The organism is Myroides sp. TSA_177.3 (genome assembly GCF_052691955.1).
This window is the reverse complement of record NZ_JBQZGD010000037.1, coordinates 1-15025: the sequence shown is the minus strand read 5'-3', so window position 1 is coordinate 15025 and position 15025 is coordinate 1. Positions and strand designations below refer to the sequence as shown.

At 34.0% G+C, this 15025-nt stretch carries 14 protein-coding genes and 1 pseudogene; 7 read left to right on the top strand and 8 right to left on the bottom strand.

All coding sequences use genetic code 11. The features are described 5' to 3' along the window. The 4 genes and pseudogenes from ACUTSE_RS17655 to ACUTSE_RS17640 all read right to left on the bottom strand — a co-directional run. A pseudogene (locus ACUTSE_RS17655) lies at positions 1-1186 on the bottom strand (hypothetical protein); the annotation flags it as partial. Positions 1187-1874: 688 nt separating this feature from the next. Then, positions 1875-2513, bottom strand: a complete 639-nt coding sequence (locus tag ACUTSE_RS17650) for a LexA family transcriptional regulator (protein WP_445641205.1) — start codon at positions 2511-2513, stop codon at positions 1875-1877. A 933-nt stretch (positions 2514-3446) separates the two neighbouring features. Beyond that, positions 3447-4148 (bottom strand): SIMPL domain-containing protein, encoded by a 702-nt coding sequence (locus ACUTSE_RS17645; RefSeq protein ID WP_445641204.1) that lies wholly within the window; start codon positions 4146-4148, stop codon positions 3447-3449. 91 nt (positions 4149-4239) lie between these two features. Next, a complete protein-coding gene (locus ACUTSE_RS17640) occupies positions 4240-4887 on the bottom strand; it encodes a rhomboid family intramembrane serine protease (RefSeq protein ID WP_445641203.1) in 648 nt (215 codons plus the stop codon). A gap of 103 nt (positions 4888-4990) precedes the next feature. On the opposite strand from ACUTSE_RS17640, the gene ACUTSE_RS17635 reads away from it, so the two are divergent. Both ACUTSE_RS17635 and ACUTSE_RS17630 read left to right on the top strand, forming a co-directional pair. After that, positions 4991-5899, top strand: coding sequence for a lysophospholipid acyltransferase family protein (locus ACUTSE_RS17635; RefSeq protein WP_445641202.1), 909 nt, complete (start codon positions 4991-4993; stop codon positions 5897-5899). Between the two features lie 96 nt (positions 5900-5995). Then, entirely contained in the window at positions 5996-7771 is a 1776-nt protein-coding gene (locus ACUTSE_RS17630) for an aminopeptidase P family protein (RefSeq protein ID WP_445641201.1), read from the top strand. A 49-nt stretch (positions 7772-7820) separates the two neighbouring features. Here the strand turns inward: ACUTSE_RS17630 and ung are convergent, their stop codons facing one another. The 4 genes from ung to ACUTSE_RS17610 all read right to left on the bottom strand — a co-directional run bounded on the left by ung (position 7821) and on the right by ACUTSE_RS17610 (position 10773). After that, positions 7821-8492: a uracil-DNA glycosylase gene (gene ung, locus ACUTSE_RS17625; protein ID WP_445641200.1), complete on the bottom strand. Its 672-nt coding sequence runs from the start codon at positions 8490-8492 to the stop codon at positions 7821-7823. Next, on the bottom strand, positions 8492-9232 hold the full coding sequence (locus ACUTSE_RS17620; protein ID WP_445641199.1) for a hypothetical protein: 741 nt from the start codon (positions 9230-9232) through the stop codon (positions 8492-8494). Before ACUTSE_RS17620 ends, ung begins: the two co-directional genes overlap by 1 nt. A 152-nt stretch (positions 9233-9384) precedes the next feature. Then, positions 9385-9900 (bottom strand): hypothetical protein, encoded by a 516-nt coding sequence (locus ACUTSE_RS17615; protein ID WP_002986010.1) that lies wholly within the window; start codon positions 9898-9900, stop codon positions 9385-9387. A 204-nt stretch (positions 9901-10104) separates the two neighbouring features. Continuing rightward, positions 10105-10773 (bottom strand): HAD family hydrolase, encoded by a 669-nt coding sequence (locus ACUTSE_RS17610; RefSeq protein WP_445641198.1) that lies wholly within the window; start codon positions 10771-10773, stop codon positions 10105-10107. A gap of 168 nt (positions 10774-10941) precedes the next feature. On the opposite strand from ACUTSE_RS17610, the gene ACUTSE_RS17605 reads away from it, so the two are divergent. The 5 genes from ACUTSE_RS17605 (at position 10942) to ACUTSE_RS17585 (ending at position 14602) form a co-directional block, all read left to right on the top strand. Further along, positions 10942-11490: an RNA polymerase sigma factor gene (locus ACUTSE_RS17605; protein ID WP_445641197.1), complete on the top strand. Its 549-nt coding sequence runs from the start codon at positions 10942-10944 to the stop codon at positions 11488-11490. 45 nt (positions 11491-11535) lie between these two features. Continuing rightward, positions 11536-11958, top strand: coding sequence for a hypothetical protein (locus ACUTSE_RS17600; protein ID WP_445641196.1), 423 nt, complete (start codon positions 11536-11538; stop codon positions 11956-11958). Between the two features lie 7 nt (positions 11959-11965). After that, positions 11966-12397, top strand: a complete 432-nt coding sequence (locus tag ACUTSE_RS17595; RefSeq protein WP_002986017.1) for a hypothetical protein — start codon at positions 11966-11968, stop codon at positions 12395-12397. A gap of 83 nt (positions 12398-12480) precedes the next feature. After that, complete coding sequence (locus ACUTSE_RS17590) at positions 12481-13695, top strand: RsmB/NOP family class I SAM-dependent RNA methyltransferase (protein WP_445641195.1); 1215 nt, start codon at positions 12481-12483, stop codon at positions 13693-13695. A 19-nt stretch (positions 13696-13714) separates the two neighbouring features. Beyond that, positions 13715-14602: an endonuclease I family protein gene (locus tag ACUTSE_RS17585; protein WP_445641194.1), complete on the top strand. Its 888-nt coding sequence runs from the start codon at positions 13715-13717 to the stop codon at positions 14600-14602. Positions 14603-15025: the final 423 nt, after the last annotated feature.

Genomic DNA, 15025 nt, shown 5'->3' with positions numbered 1-15025 from the left:
CCTTGATAATGTTCTCAATAAATTCGTTATTATTGGTAATATGATTAATGAACTCAACGTTGTCTCCTAGTTTAGTGATGAATTCTTGGTTCTCTGTTAAGTTAGTTACAAACGTAGTGTTGTTTGCAATTTCTGAAACATCCAAACGAACCGCATTGTTATCTGAATCCGTAACAACCAATTGATCATTAACTAATTCAAAACTAACGTTGGTTGTATTTAATGAAGCCCAATCAATTGGATGTTCATCTCCATTCTCATCATAGTATACGAATGTATTGTTTGTAGAATTATACGTTACGTTTCCATATTCGCCTTTTAATTCCTTGATAATGTTCTCAATAAATTCGTTATTATTGGTAATATGATTAATGAACTCAACGTTATCTCCTAGTTTAGTGATGAACTCTTGGTTCTCTGTTAAGTTGGTTACAAACGTAGTGTTGTTTGCAATTTCTTCCACAGCTACAGAAACAGCATTTCCTTCTGAATCTGTCACAACCAAACGATCATTCACCAAAGTAAAACTAACGTTGGTTGTGTTTAATCTAGACCAATCAATTTCATGTTCGTTACCATGCTCATCATAGAATACGAATGTATTAGTCGTAGAGTTATAATTTACGTTTCCGTATGTTCCTTTTAATTCGTTGATAATATTCTCAATGAACTCATTGTTATTAGTAATATGGTTGATGAAATCAATATTATCACCTAACTTAGTTACAAACTCTTGGTTCTCTACCAAGTTCGTAACGAATGTAGTATTGTTAGCAATTTCAGCAACTGCGAGATATACACTATGATTTTCGCTATCTGTAACTACTAAAGATTCTTCACCATTTTTTGCAGGGTTTCCTGAAATTGCAAAAGAATAGTTTTTTCGATCTATAAATGTATCACCAGAAAGTAGTGGAGTCCAAGCATTCGATTTCCAATAGTAGAATCCTGCAACTAACTCAGTATTCCCAGTATGATAAACTAATAAACTTTCAACTCTCTCTCCTTCAATAGGATCAAATGCAGTAGTAGTCTTCAATTCTACTCTAGGGAGTAAAACCCCTTTTTTTAAAGCAACAACATCTAATTGGGCAGAGCTAGCTGCTTTTTTAGTACCTATACCAACTTGAGCCATCGCTGAACTACTTAATATAAGTGCTACTAACGGTATTAATCTTCTTATCATATTCAATTTTTTTTGTGTTATACAACTCATAAAATCTTGTTTTACAAAGCTACAACCATTATGTTATTTTTAATAATAATTGATAATTTTTACCAAAACAACCATTAAAAACCAAAATAAATAGATTTTAATCTATAAAATTATATTAAAATTAAATTTTAATCATATTCCTATTTATGTTAATTATTCGCATACAGTCATCTTTCATGTCGATTAAATTCCATTGTATTGAATAACCCTTACCATTAGCAGGTTTGATAATAAAAACAATCTCGAAATGAGTATTTCTTTACAACGAAAAAAAATTAAATAATTCGTTTCTTGTTTTTTTCACTTTTCAAAGAATAAATACGAAAAACACAAAAAAAACGTCAGGCGGTACTCTATTTTACCAAAAGAGCAACACATCTCTTCTTTCAATTAATTATATGAAATAGCTGTAGTATCCAAGTCAAGAAAAATATTCCTAACTACTTGACTCTTATTATGAAGAAAGATGTAAAATACGGTTGAGTCTTATTCGCAATTAACTATCGAACTATGTAGGAAATAAGCCGATAAAATGGGGTAAAGTATCACATAGTAAGATGAACATATTAGATCAACTTTACCCTATATTATTTACATTAAAGTCTATATTTTGTATGAATACTAAGTAGAGACTTTCTTGTCAATTTGAGAACTATTATTAATAGTCTGATAAATTTTTAATATTCGGTAAAAATGCTCCGCGAATGCAAAATATTTCTCGAATGTCTTTAGGTTCCACTAAAAAGGAATCAAACGCAGGATTATCACTAATGAAAAACAATTCTCCTTCCGGTGTATAGCGCTTAAAACGATAACATAAAATTCCTTTTCCTTCCACTACTAACAAATAGATGTGCCATGGTTTAATTTCGCTTAAATCAATCTGTTTAGTCAACACATAAGAACTAACTTTTATGGTAGGATACATGTTTTCTACTCCAACCTGAAAAGCCATATCTATTTCTTCTTCCGTTGGAAAAACACAGGTAGGTGAAGTACCACAGCACTTTTCTGCATTTAAAAAATATTCTATATGGTGATCAACAGAGATCATTTTTACACGTCTATTTTCTAAATCAACATTTAAAACTGAATTGGGGTGAGCCAAAAATAAATCATTCAAATCAATTTTATGTTTCTTGCAGATGGCGATAATTTTATCATAACGCATGGTTTCACGAACCTTCCACGAGGATAAAGTATTGGGTTTAATTCCCAATAAGTTAGCTAACTCTAGATCATTCTTGTATCCAAGTAGTTGTTTCAATCTTTTAATTACTTCGTTTGCTTGTAACATAACTTTCTTTCTTTTTCTTAATTCTACATCTTCTTCTGTTCTCTAAAAATCAATTATCTTGCCAGAAAAATCGCAATTTTAGTTTTTAATAAAAATAATGTTAATATTATGTTGTCAAAAAGATGTAATAACTTAAAAACAAACAATATAAAAACAATAAAGTCGGTTTTATTTTTAGCTTTTTATTAACAAAAAACTTTTAATTATCAAATAAAAACTTGGCTTAAGCTTCATTAAAAACTTTAAAAAGGGTATCAATCACATTGAATAAATCGCGAATTGCCATTCCAAAAACATTCGAAACAACGATACATCGATATTGGAAAAATAAAAATTCTTAGTATTGAGAATAAAACATACGCTCATTGATACGAAATAAGAATAGCTGTATTATTTCATAGATAATGTAGCAGTAATCTTCCCTTCAAGTGCAATTAAGCAAATTTAAACATTACATAAAATAAATGGAATATAGCTGATACTTTTACTACAAAATACCTTTAAACCTTAAAAAACAATAATGATTAAATATAAATTAACAATTAAACTACAAACCAAACAGTTTAAAATTATTCTAAAGACACACGATTCACCATATTTGATTCTAATAATTTCTCTTATTGAGGGTTTATCTGTATTTCATAAGTAAAAAAGACTAAATATGACATATTGTAACTAAAAAGCACATACCCAATATTTTAAATAATCTGTATCTCTTTTTGTAAAGGAAAACAATAATTTTGGATAAATTCTGCTCAATAAGGCTCAGAAATGGTTTTAAAAAGACACCCTGCTTACTGATTTTCCAAATTTTAGAGGCGAAGAACCTCTTTCGACTTCCATTTTTATTTGGTTATTTAACCTCAACTTGTAAAGAATTAAAAAAAAACGCCAGGTAAAACTACCTGGCGCCAGTAAAAGTACGTTTATTTTTTATTCTAATTCAAAACTAATTGATACGGATGTATTAATTTCAATTTCACCAACTGCTAATGTTTGATCCATTGATTCGTCAGCTGCAGCACCTTTCAATGCATACATCGGTCTAAAAACAGGCGGCATAGAACCTCCACCGTCAGTGACAACTAATACTTTTCCAACCTTTTGCCCCAAAGCTGTTGCATAATCTGTTGCTTTTTTCTTTGCTTCTTGTACAGCTAATTTTCTAGCTTCTGTTTGGTAAGAGGCCAATTGAGAAGATTTATATTCTACTCCATCAATTCGATTTACTCCTTTTCCCATCACTCCAGCTACCAATACTTCGTATTTCGATAGATCTTCTAAAGTAAGTGTAATCGTTTGACTTGCTTGGTAATAATCTTTCTTATCTGTATAATCCTTATAAGAGTAAAAGCTAACGCGTTCCGTTTGAATATTCTTTTCAGGAACTTTAGAATCTTTTAAATACTTTAAAACAGCTGAAACAATTGCATCATTTGTTTTTTTAACCTCTTCTGCAGTTTTTCCTTTGTTTTCAATACCTAGTCGAATAACTGCTTGATCAGGTACCGCTTTTATTTTACCTACCCCTTGTACTTGAATTTGAGGGATATTATTTCCTGTTGTAGCAACTTGTGCCTGAGCTGTTAACCCCATAGCTACACAAGCACCTGCTAATAAAATACTCTTTTTCATCTTGTATATTTTCTTAATCGTTTCTAACAAATATAGCGAACTCACTCAAAAAAATCGGTTTACTGTTCATTTTATAGCAAACCTTTAACATCTATATTTTATTGGTTTTAGCCAAAATTAGGAGTAAAACAATGGGAATCAATAGTAAACCTATCAAAAATAATTGTTGTTGAAGCAGTTCTGGATAGCGAATTAACGTCAACACTAACCCGCCAATCGCCCCTCCAAAATGGGCTGCATGTCCGATATTATCGCTTTTCTTTTTCATACCATATAGACTATACAGCAAATATCCTAAGGCAAAAATGTATCCCTTTATCCCTATAGGAATAAAAAACAAATACAATTTTAAATCAGGATACAATAAAATAGACGCATACACCACACCAGTAACTCCTCCTGAAGCACCAACCGCATAATATTGTCTTTGTTTGAAATACAATTGGTAAGTCAGAATGTTTCCTATTATAATACTCAATAAGTAAATCAATACAAAGTAAAAGCTTCCACTAATAGCCACTACAATACCAGAGAACATATATAAGGTAAACATATTAAAGGCAAAATGCATCCAATCTACATGTAAAAAACCGGCCGTAATCATGCGATAAACTTCTCCTTTGCGAATGCAATCTAAATCAAAATTGTACTTCGCAAAAAAAGAATAATCCTGTAGTCCTTTATAAGTGACAATTCCTGAAGCAATTAAAATAACTAAAATAATAGGAGCTATATCCATCTTTAAACATTTAAAATCCGTTACTTGGTGTAATTTATGTCGCAAATTACGGGCTAAAAATAGTCTAAATCGAGTATCTTTGCTAGTAAATTAAACCAAAATAATGAAGTTATTAATTTACTATATCGCCTATCCGATCTTATGGCTTATTTCTAAATTACCTTTTCCAATCTTTTACTTTGTATCAGATTGTTTTTTTGTTTTGCTCTTCCACATCGTGAGATACCGCCGCAAAGCAGTAACAGAAAACATCAAGTTAACGATGCCACATTTATCAGATCAAGACGTACATAAAACAGTCAAACAATTCTATAAACACCTATGTGACATCTTTTTAGAGATGATAAAAACCTTCACTATATCTGAAGAAGAGTTAAAAAAACGCTTTCAATTCACCAATTTAGACACCATTTTAGAGGTGGAAAAACAAGGCAAAAGCGCCTTGCTTTTTTGTGCACACTATGCCAATTGGGAATGGTTGATTATTTTGGATAAATTCATCAGTTTCCAAGGCTATGCGGTATATAAAAAACTAGGTAACCCTCATTTTGACAACTTATTTTTAAAAATTCGCACGCGTTTCAATACTCGTTTAATCGAAATGAAAGAAACCATTCGCGTGATTCGTCAAAATGAAGTGGACAAAAACCACGGTATTTATGCCTTTATCAGTGATCAATCTCCAATGATTGGAGATGCAAATTACTGGCAAAACTTCATGGGGATTGAGGTACCTGTATTCACTGGTGGGGAAGCGTTGTGTAAAAAATTCAATATGGAACCCATGTACCTAAAAGTTGAATATGTAAAACGCGGACATTACCAAGCCACATTTATTCCTCTTCGCAAGGAAGGAGAAAACGTAAAAGAAATTCCCAATTATGAATTAACCAATCGCTTTTTACAAGAGGTTGAAAAACAAATATACGAAGCGCCTGCGTACTATTTTTGGACACACAAACGATGGAAGCACAGAGGCAAAAAACCAGCAAACATCAAGTCCTTCCAATAAAAACCTCGATTATTTCCCTTTTTTCTGAGTAAAACACCTGAATTATATTAGGTATAAAAATTGCATTTCGTATCTTTAACTGAAATTACGCATATTATGACACATATAGAAAAGCTAAACGCTATTCGTTCTTTGATGAAAGAACAAAAAATAGACGCCTATATTATCCCTTCATCGGATCCTCATATCAGTGAATACTTACCCGAATATTACAAGTGTATTGCTTGGACTTCTGGTTTCACAGGTTCTGCTGGAACATTAGTGATTACCCAACAATTTGCTGGTTTATGGACAGATTCACGTTATTTTGTTCAAGCAAATGAACAATTGGCTAATAGTGGTTTTGAATTAGTAAAATTGAAGGTGCAACACATGCCAGAATACGTGGACTGGATTGCCGGTCAATTTGAAACAGGTGTTGTAGCATTTGATGGAAATTTAGCATCTTTAGCTGTAGCTAATGCCATTCAATCAACATTAGCTCCTATTGGTTTTACTATTAACGGTCATGTGGATTTACTAAGTCCTATTTGGCAAAATAGACCTGCGCTACCTACAGAGAAAGCCTATACGTTACCATTGACTACAACAGGTCAAAGTACAGCAGATAAATTAGCTAAAGTACGCGCCATACTCAAACAAAAAAGAGCCACTTGTCATATCATTTCCTCTTTGGATGATATTGCTTGGTTATTAAATATTAGAGGAACAGATGTACCTTGTAATCCTGTTACGTTGAGCTTTGTTTACCTTGATGCAGAAAAAGCAACCTTGTTTATTGATGCAACTAAATTAGAAGCAGCAACCAAGCAAGAACTAAGCAACTTTGGTATTGCAATTGCAGATTACAGTAGCTTACCTCAAACCATTGCAGCTATTCCTGCTGGAAGTACGATTTTACTAGATCCTAAACGCACGTGTTTTGCAACATATGACAGCGTTCCTGCTGCAGTAAACATCAAAGAGGATATGAATCCTTCTACTTTACTAAAAGCAATTAAAAATGACGTTGAAATTGCACACGAAAGACAAGCCATGATCAATGATGGTGTTGCGATGACTAAATTCTTCAAATGGATTGAAGAAAATGTAGCTAGTGGCACCTTGACCGAATTAAATATTGCGGATCACCTACTTGGGTTACGCGCGGCTCAACCTGGGTTTAAAGACATCAGTTTCAATACCATTGCAGGTTATAAAGATCACGGGGCGTTGCCTCACTATTCTGCTAATGAGCAAAGTAGTTATGACTTAAAAACCGAAGGGTTGTTATTAGTTGATTCGGGAGGGCAATATGAGACAGGAACAACTGATATTACACGTGTTGTTGCTTTAGGTGCACCTACGCAAGAAGAAAAAGACGATTATACCATCGTTTTAAGAGGTACTATTGAAGGATCTATGGCTATATATCCGAAAGGAACACGTGGGTATCAAATTGATGCCATTACCAGAAGACCAATTTGGGCTACCTTGAGAAACTATGGGCATGGTACAGGGCATGGTGTTGGATTTTTCTTGAATGTACACGAAGGACCACACGTATTCAACCCAACGCCTACAGATATTGCTATTGAAAAAGGGATGATTACCTCCATTGAACCTGGATTATATCGCGAAGGAAAACATGGAATTCGAATTGAAAACTTAGTTTTAGCTAAAGATTTAGATTCAAATCAATTTGGAGATTTCATGGATTTTGAAACGTTGACAATCTGTTATATCGCTACAGATTTAGTGGATACAAAATGGTTAGAACAAACGCATATTGATTGGTTAAACCAATACAACGAATGGGTATACAATAGCTTAAAAGATTTATTATCTGCCGAAGAAGCTTCTTGGTTAAGAGAAAAAACAAAAGCTATTTAAATCATATAAAGAAAAACCGTCTACACTGAGTAGACGGTTTTTTTATACTTTATATTTGCCAATTGATTGGTTCTTGTCCTGTTTCAACTAAATAATCATTTATTTTTGAAAAAGGTTTACTCCCGTAAAATCCTCGATACACAGACAAAGGTGAAGGGTGTGCCGTTTCTATTACAAAATGCTTCGATCGGTCAATCATCTTGCCTTTCTTTTGTGCGTAGCTTCCCCATAAAACAAATACAACATGTTCCAATTCTGTAGCGACACGTTCAATTACAGCATCTGTAAACGTTTCCCATCCTCTCTTTTGATGAGATCCAGCTTTAGAGGCTTCAACCGTTAAGGTCGCATTAAGCAATAAAACGCCTTGTTTAGCCCAGCTTGACAAATCTCCATTGTGGATATTCTTAATCCCTAAATCCTCTTCCAATTCTTTGAATATATTCTTCAAGCTTGGAGGAAACTTTACGCCTTTATGCACTGAAAAAGCCAAACCATTCGCTTGAAATTCACCGTGATAAGGATCTTGACCTAATATAACTACCTTAACATCAGAAAAGTCAAGACTCTCCAAAGCCTTGAATACTTGTTCCTGAGGAGGGTAAATTGTTTTTGTTTCTCTTTCTTGAGCCACAAAGGCTTGTAAATCTTTGAAATATGGCTTTTCAAATTCACTTTGTAAAACCGTATTCCAACTGGTATGCTGTAATTTAAAACTCATTATTCTATATAAACCGTTCTTCGATAAGATACTACTTGCGTAGCGTCTCTTGCTTCAATTAATATCTGATTGTATTCGTTCAATCCTTTTTTAGGTTTGACAATTTGCTGACGTACCACCCAGAAAAATTCCTTTTTGTCTGGATCAAACTCAAAAGACACAAAATCAACAGGTTCAAACTTCGTTCCTGTTTCTTTGGCAATTTGCAATACTTTACACAAATCTAAGGAATAATCTAATGCTAATTTCTCTTGGGTTTCGGGTAATTGCAACGGCGAGATAATTTGTTGGTAATCGTTTAATGCAATACCAACACAATAGCTCACGCCCTTTACAGGTTCAAAATCGTAATAAAAGAAATATTTCGTCAAACATTTACTCATATCCACTACCGGATATCTCGATTCAAACTTGCGTATGCTATCGTATGCGCTAATACTAACTCCTTTAAACGTTAGTTTACTGACCATATCTGCTCCTACTTTAGTCACCAAAAGATTTTCTAAATTCTTTTTTACAGTAGCAAAACCTTCTGGAACTAAATCGATGGGTCTATTACTATAATGATACCCTGTTGAGGATTTCTCTGCATCGACAAAGTAATTATAATAGGGACAAGCATCAATAAACAAATCACTTTGATAACTTCCTCCTATTTTTACCTTATTTTCATCTAAACATTGTGCCTGAATTTGAACAATACTTAAGAAAAGTAAAATGACCGACAGATATAACTTCATGTTATTAATATTTTATTAAGAAATCAAAAATATAAAACTTTTCAAATATTCCTCACTTTATGCGATTTATTTTATGCCTGAATGCAGTAAAACTAGCGGTAAAAAACAAAAGCCACATGGTTGACATGTGGCTTTTATTTTTATATCCTTGTTTACAAGCGTTTCATTTGCTCTTTCATCATTTTAATCTGATCTTTTAGCATCCCTTGTTTATCCAATTTCTGCGCTTCTCCTAATAACTTCGTCGCTTCTAACTTTCTGCGCTTTGTCATCGAGATTCCAGCTAATTGTAATTTGGCCATTGCTAAATCTTGATCCATATTTAAACCTAATTCGATCGCTTTCTTCATGTATTTTTCAGAAGCATTCAAATTCGTTTGAGAAGTCATAATTCCCATTAAGTAATTATAATATCCATTTTGCTTTCTCACTAAAGCTGTTTCAGGATTTTTAATTTTTTTCAACCATCTTTCAGCTCCTTCAAAATCTTGTTTTCTCAATTTTAAAAAAGACAATAGGATGAACTCATTTTTGAAATACAATAGTATTACAAGCCCCATTAAGAATAGTAAGAAAATTCCATTTCCAATATTCGATTCATAAAACTGCCAAACAGCCATTGCTAGTAATAGTGCTGCGATACCTAATTTAATATACCTATGAAACATACGCTATAATTAACTTCATTAAGAATGCAAAATTAAAAAAATAAGCGTAGTATAAAAATTATTCCTCACAAACCTCTCCTCTTTTGTTCGGTTTGTTTACGCTTTGGCGGTATCCTTCGTTTTTTATTCCAATTATTTCAATCAATTGAACGAATGCCCCTTTCCTCCTTATGCATCAAATTTTATACCTCGCCTTATTTTCACCTATTTCGATTGAAATAAATGAGCTAATCCATGAGAATCCATTTGCAAGAAAGATTCAATAATAAAATCTGCTGTACTATAATCCTGCTGCTTGGAATGTTGACTTTTATATCCTAGTACTTTTATTCCAGCTGCATTCGCTGCTTTTATTCCATTGGTACTATCTTCAATTACCAAACAATGTTCTTTTGTAGCAATCTTAGCTAAAGAAGCAGCTTGATTGAAAATCGCTGGATCGGGTTTTGATTTAGGAAAATCCTCTCCACTTACAATATGCGTGAAGTATGGAAATAATTCAAAACGATTAAATACGCGGTGAATCGTACTTTTTGATGCAGATGATCCTAAAATCAATTCTATATCCTGTGCATGAAGCTGTACAATTAAATCGCGAACTCCTTCAATAAGCTCTAAATCGGGTTTCGTATCAAAAGACTCGTTAAACAACGCGCGTTTGCGCAAAACCAAATCTGGGACTTCTTGCTCTAATTGAAAGTGTTCTTTTACTTTTTGATAAGTGTTTTTAGTCGAAAACCCTGTAAAAGAAGTATACATCTCTTCTGGAACTTCAATTCCCAATTCGTCAAAATGTTGAAAATAGGCATAACGATGAACAGGTTCTGTATCTACAATCACCCCGTCCATATCAAAAATAACCGTACGTAACATATGTTCTATTTTTGTGCAAAGGTAAGGGGTTTTTCGCTATACCAAATAGCCCAGAACGAGAGATTTAGCGTAGTACAAGTAAATTATATCCGAAATAGTGGTGTCGCCTCGACTCTTTTTATTATTTTTACGTTTACACCTTACCCCAAATTCAAATACTTAATCATCTTGTCAGCGTCGGAAGAAGAACAATTCGTGCAACAACTGCAACATATCGATACCAAAGACAATGCTTTTCGCAACCTTATCGCGCAAAACAAGACGATGTTGTATTACCATATTCGCTCAATTGTGATTCAACACGAAGATGCGGATGATGTGTTGCAAGAAACCTTTATCAAAGCCTATGAAAATATCGCTTCTTTTAAAGGTCAGAGTAAACTTTCTTCTTGGTTATATCGCATTGCAACCAACCAAGCCCTTGATTTTTTAAAACAAAAAAGTCGTTTACAACGGGTGACTTTAGATGAATACAATCAACAATTAATCGAACAAATCGAAACTGATCCTTTTTTCAATGGGGATGAAGCAACCGTTTTATTGCATAAAGCGATCGCTACCCTCCCAGAAAAACAACAATTGGTTTTTAAAATGCGTTATTTTCAGGAGCTCGATTACAACAGTATTGCTGCTATTTTAGACACCTCTGTTGGAGCCTTAAAAGCCTCTTACCACCATGCAACAAAAAAAATAGAACTTTTTTTGCGGGAGCATTAAACCTTTGTATTAAAAATCAGTCTAAGTAATAGAAGTACATATAACATGATAACGAATCACAATCCTCAACACAACAGAAAAGACGGTTTCAACGTTCCGGAAGGTTACTTTGATACAGTAGAACAACGTCTTTTTGAACGATTAGACGGGAATGTACAACTCCACCAAAAAGATACGCGCATTCGTCAGTTCAAACCAATGAAAATACTGGTTGCTTTGGCAGCTGCAGTTGCACTCCTTGTTGGTATAGGTCTTTTAGTGAAACAACAAAGTACCTCAACCCTTAGTCATGAAACCCTAGAAAACTACTTCGAATACAATTCGCCTTATACTTTGTCGAATGAATTTATTCAAGCCTTTGATGAAAAAGACCTCCAAGAAATGGAACAAGCGATTCAAGTGAATCAAAAAGAGCTTAATGAATATGTTCAGACGAATATTGACTTAGATTATTACTTAAATTACTAATTATACGATGAAAAGATTTCTACTGCTATTGATCTTCTTGTGCATTTCGAGTTTCAGCCAGGCACAGCAATCATCAGATCAAATAAAATCGTTAAAAATAGCCCACTTGTCTTCAGTTTTAAACTTAACAAGCGAGGAAGCTGAAAAATTTTGGCCGATATACAATACCTACGACAATAAGCTGTCTAAACTTAGACACTCCGAAGTTATTCATTATATCAAATCGAATGAAACCCAAGATATTGAGGGGCTAACTGAAAAACAAGCAACGGAGAAAGTGCAAGCTTTACTTACTTTTGAAGAGGATTATTGTTCCCTTCGAAGCCAGTTCATTTTAGATAGCAAGAAAATTTTATCAAACAAAAAAATACTCTTGTTGAAAAAAGCAGAAGACGACTTTAATAGAAAGTTACTTAAAAAGTATAAAGACAAAAAATAAGCTATTGAATAAAAAATAGCAAAACTTTCTTAACCTAGCCTACAAAAGACCTATATTTGTAGGCTATTTTATTTATATATATAATGAGATTACACAGAAACTTAGTTTTTACCGTTATTGACTCTATCTTACTAATTTTCAACGAAGGGGAATATGCAGACAAAGTGGTTGCAAAAGCCTTGAAAAAAGACAAGCGTTGGGGAAGTGCAGACCGCAAATTCGTAGCTGAGACCATTTACGAAATTGTGCGTTGGAAAAGGCTGTATACTGAAATCGCAGAAGTAAAAGAACCATTTACTCGCGACGATGCATGGCGTATTTTTACCGTTTGGGCTGTATTAAGAGGGTACAACTTGCCGGATTGGAAGTATTTTGAAAATGCTCCTATTCGCCGAATTAAAGGTAGATTTGATGAACTAAGTAAAATCAGAAAATTCAAAGAAGCGATTCCAGATTGGATGGATGAATTGGGCGTAAAAGAATTAGGTGAAGAACTTTGGTCTAAAGAAATAACAGCGCAAAACCAACAAGCACAGGTTATTTTACGTGTGAATACTTTAAAAACAACACGTAAGAAATTGCATGCTATTTTGATGGATTTAGATATTGAAACAATACAACCAGAAGAATATCCAGATGCCTTAATCTTAAAAGAAAGAGCGAATGTATTTTTAACTGATGCATTCAAAGAAGGATTATTTGAGGTACAAGATGCTTCTTCTCAGTTGGTAGCTCCTTTCTTAGGGGTTGAACCAGGTATGCGCGTGGTAGATACTTGTGCAGGTGCTGGAGGAAAAACGCTTCACATGGCTTCTTTAATGGAAAACAAAGGGCAGATTATTGCCATGGACATCTATGAAAGCAAGCAAAAACAATTGAAAATCAGAGCGAAAAGAAACAGTGCTTTTAATATTGAATACCGCATCATTGAAGGGACAAAAACCATTAAAAAACTACACGAAAAAGCAGATCGCGTATTGATTGATGCTCCATGTAGTGGTTTAGGGGTGATTAAGCGTAATCCAGATACAAAATGGAAATTACAACCTGAATTTATTGAGGAAATCAAAAAGGTACAACAACAAATCTTACAAGACTATTCTAAAATAGTTAAAGTAGGTGGAAATGTAGTATATGCCACTTGTTCTATCTTGCCTTCTGAAAATGAGAAGCAAATTGAGCAATTCTTAGCTTCTGAACATGGACAGAATTTCAAATTCATTAAAGACCACAAAGTATTGGCACATCAAACAGGTTTTGATGGGTTTTACATGGCTTTATTAGAAAGAGTTAAATAAGAGCGAAGGAGATTACGGTATGAAAAAGCATTTGGTCGTTGTTTTGTTTGCTTCATTGCTCCTAGGTTGTGGATGTACAAAAAACAAGACACAACCCATCACAGGTTTTAGTTCAACAGAAACAACACAAACAGTTGTTTCTGAAACAAAACAGGACGTTACGTATACCATTCCTCAAACGCTAAAGGCTTACTATAAGGAAATCGATTTTTCCAAACCTAGTGTGGCTTTACAAGAGGATTTAGGTCAATTAACGGAAAAACAACACATTCATCGTCTTACGTATAATGAGTTGTGGGATGTACTGAAAGTAACGGATTTAACTCCTGCAGCCAATGAAGTGTATTTACTTTATGGAGTGCAAGGCGTTCTGCAAGGGAAGAAAGCATACGCAAAAGGAAAGAACCAAAACGGAGGTCGTCAAAACCAATGGAATAGAGAGCATACCTATGCGCGTTCTTTAGGCACACCTAAGTTAGAACAGTCAAGCACAGGTGCGAATGAAGATGCTCATCATATCAGACCTGCGGATGTACAATGGAATGCACAACGAGGCAATAAGAAATTTGCACAAGGAACTGGTACTGCTGGTGATGTGCAAGGTGGATGGTATCCGGGAGATGAATGGAAAGGCGATGTAGCCCGTATGATGCTCTATATGTATCTGCGCTACCCTAGCCAATGTTTACCAACCAACGTAGCAGTTGGAGAAAAAAATGATCGTGATGCTCATATGGTAAACACACTCTTGCAATGGAATGCTGAGGATCCTGTTTCTGCAATTGAAATACAACGCAATGAATATTTAAGTAAACCTGAAGTTCAAGGCAACCGAAATCCATTTATCGACAATCCACATTTGGCAACCCAACTGTGGGGCGGTCCAGTAGCGGAGAATAGATGGTAATCAGCTTACGGAAGATTATCAAAATATAGAAAACCAATTCTTTTTAGGATTGGTTTTTTTTTATTTGCTTTTTGTGAGGTTTGTGCTTTGTGAGGTTTGTGCTTTGTGAGGTTTGTGCTTTGTGAGGTTTGTGCTTTGTGAGATTCGTGCTTTGTAAAATCGTGAAGTTATAGGTTACTTTTTTACGAGAGGTTTTTTTGAAAATCGTCTTTAATCGATAAACCTACAACTTCACAAAAAAAGCGACCTAGCAGATATTAGGTAACCAATTTACTTAAAAGCAAAAGACATCTTTACAAAAGACAATTTAATCCCAACGTAAGTCAAATAAAGAGCGTCAAATGTTTGAAAAGGCTGTAAAAATAAAAGGTGTTTGAGCGTAGCGAGTTCTTTTATTTTCAGACTTGAAAACTAATTTGACCT

Coding starts and splice junctions, on each gene's coding strand:
- ACUTSE_RS17610 (WP_445641198.1), bottom strand. CDS start 10,773: ATGTTACGTACGGTTATTTTTGATATGGACGGGGTGATTGTAGATACA.
- ACUTSE_RS17645 (WP_445641204.1), bottom strand. CDS start 4,148: ATGAAAAAGAGTATTTTATTAGCAGGTGCTTGTGTAGCTATGGGGTTA.
- ACUTSE_RS17635 (WP_445641202.1), top strand. CDS start 4,991: ATGAAGTTATTAATTTACTATATCGCCTATCCGATCTTATGGCTTATT.
- ACUTSE_RS17615 (WP_002986010.1), bottom strand. CDS start 9,900: ATGTTTCATAGGTATATTAAATTAGGTATCGCAGCACTATTACTAGCA.
- ACUTSE_RS17620 (WP_445641199.1), bottom strand. CDS start 9,232: ATGAAGTTATATCTGTCGGTCATTTTACTTTTCTTAAGTATTGTTCAA.
- ACUTSE_RS17630 (WP_445641201.1), top strand. CDS start 5,996: ATGACACATATAGAAAAGCTAAACGCTATTCGTTCTTTGATGAAAGAA.
- ACUTSE_RS17640 (WP_445641203.1), bottom strand. CDS start 4,887: ATGGATATAGCTCCTATTATTTTAGTTATTTTAATTGCTTCAGGAATT.
- ACUTSE_RS17650 (WP_445641205.1), bottom strand. CDS start 2,513: ATGTTACAAGCAAACGAAGTAATTAAAAGATTGAAACAACTACTTGGA.
- ACUTSE_RS17595 (WP_002986017.1), top strand. CDS start 11,966: ATGAAAAGATTTCTACTGCTATTGATCTTCTTGTGCATTTCGAGTTTC.
- ACUTSE_RS17600 (WP_445641196.1), top strand. CDS start 11,536: ATGATAACGAATCACAATCCTCAACACAACAGAAAAGACGGTTTCAAC.
- ACUTSE_RS17585 (WP_445641194.1), top strand. CDS start 13,715: ATGAAAAAGCATTTGGTCGTTGTTTTGTTTGCTTCATTGCTCCTAGGT.
- ACUTSE_RS17590 (WP_445641195.1), top strand. CDS start 12,481: ATGAGATTACACAGAAACTTAGTTTTTACCGTTATTGACTCTATCTTA.
- ung (WP_445641200.1), bottom strand. CDS start 8,492: ATGAGTTTTAAATTACAGCATACCAGTTGGAATACGGTTTTACAAAGT.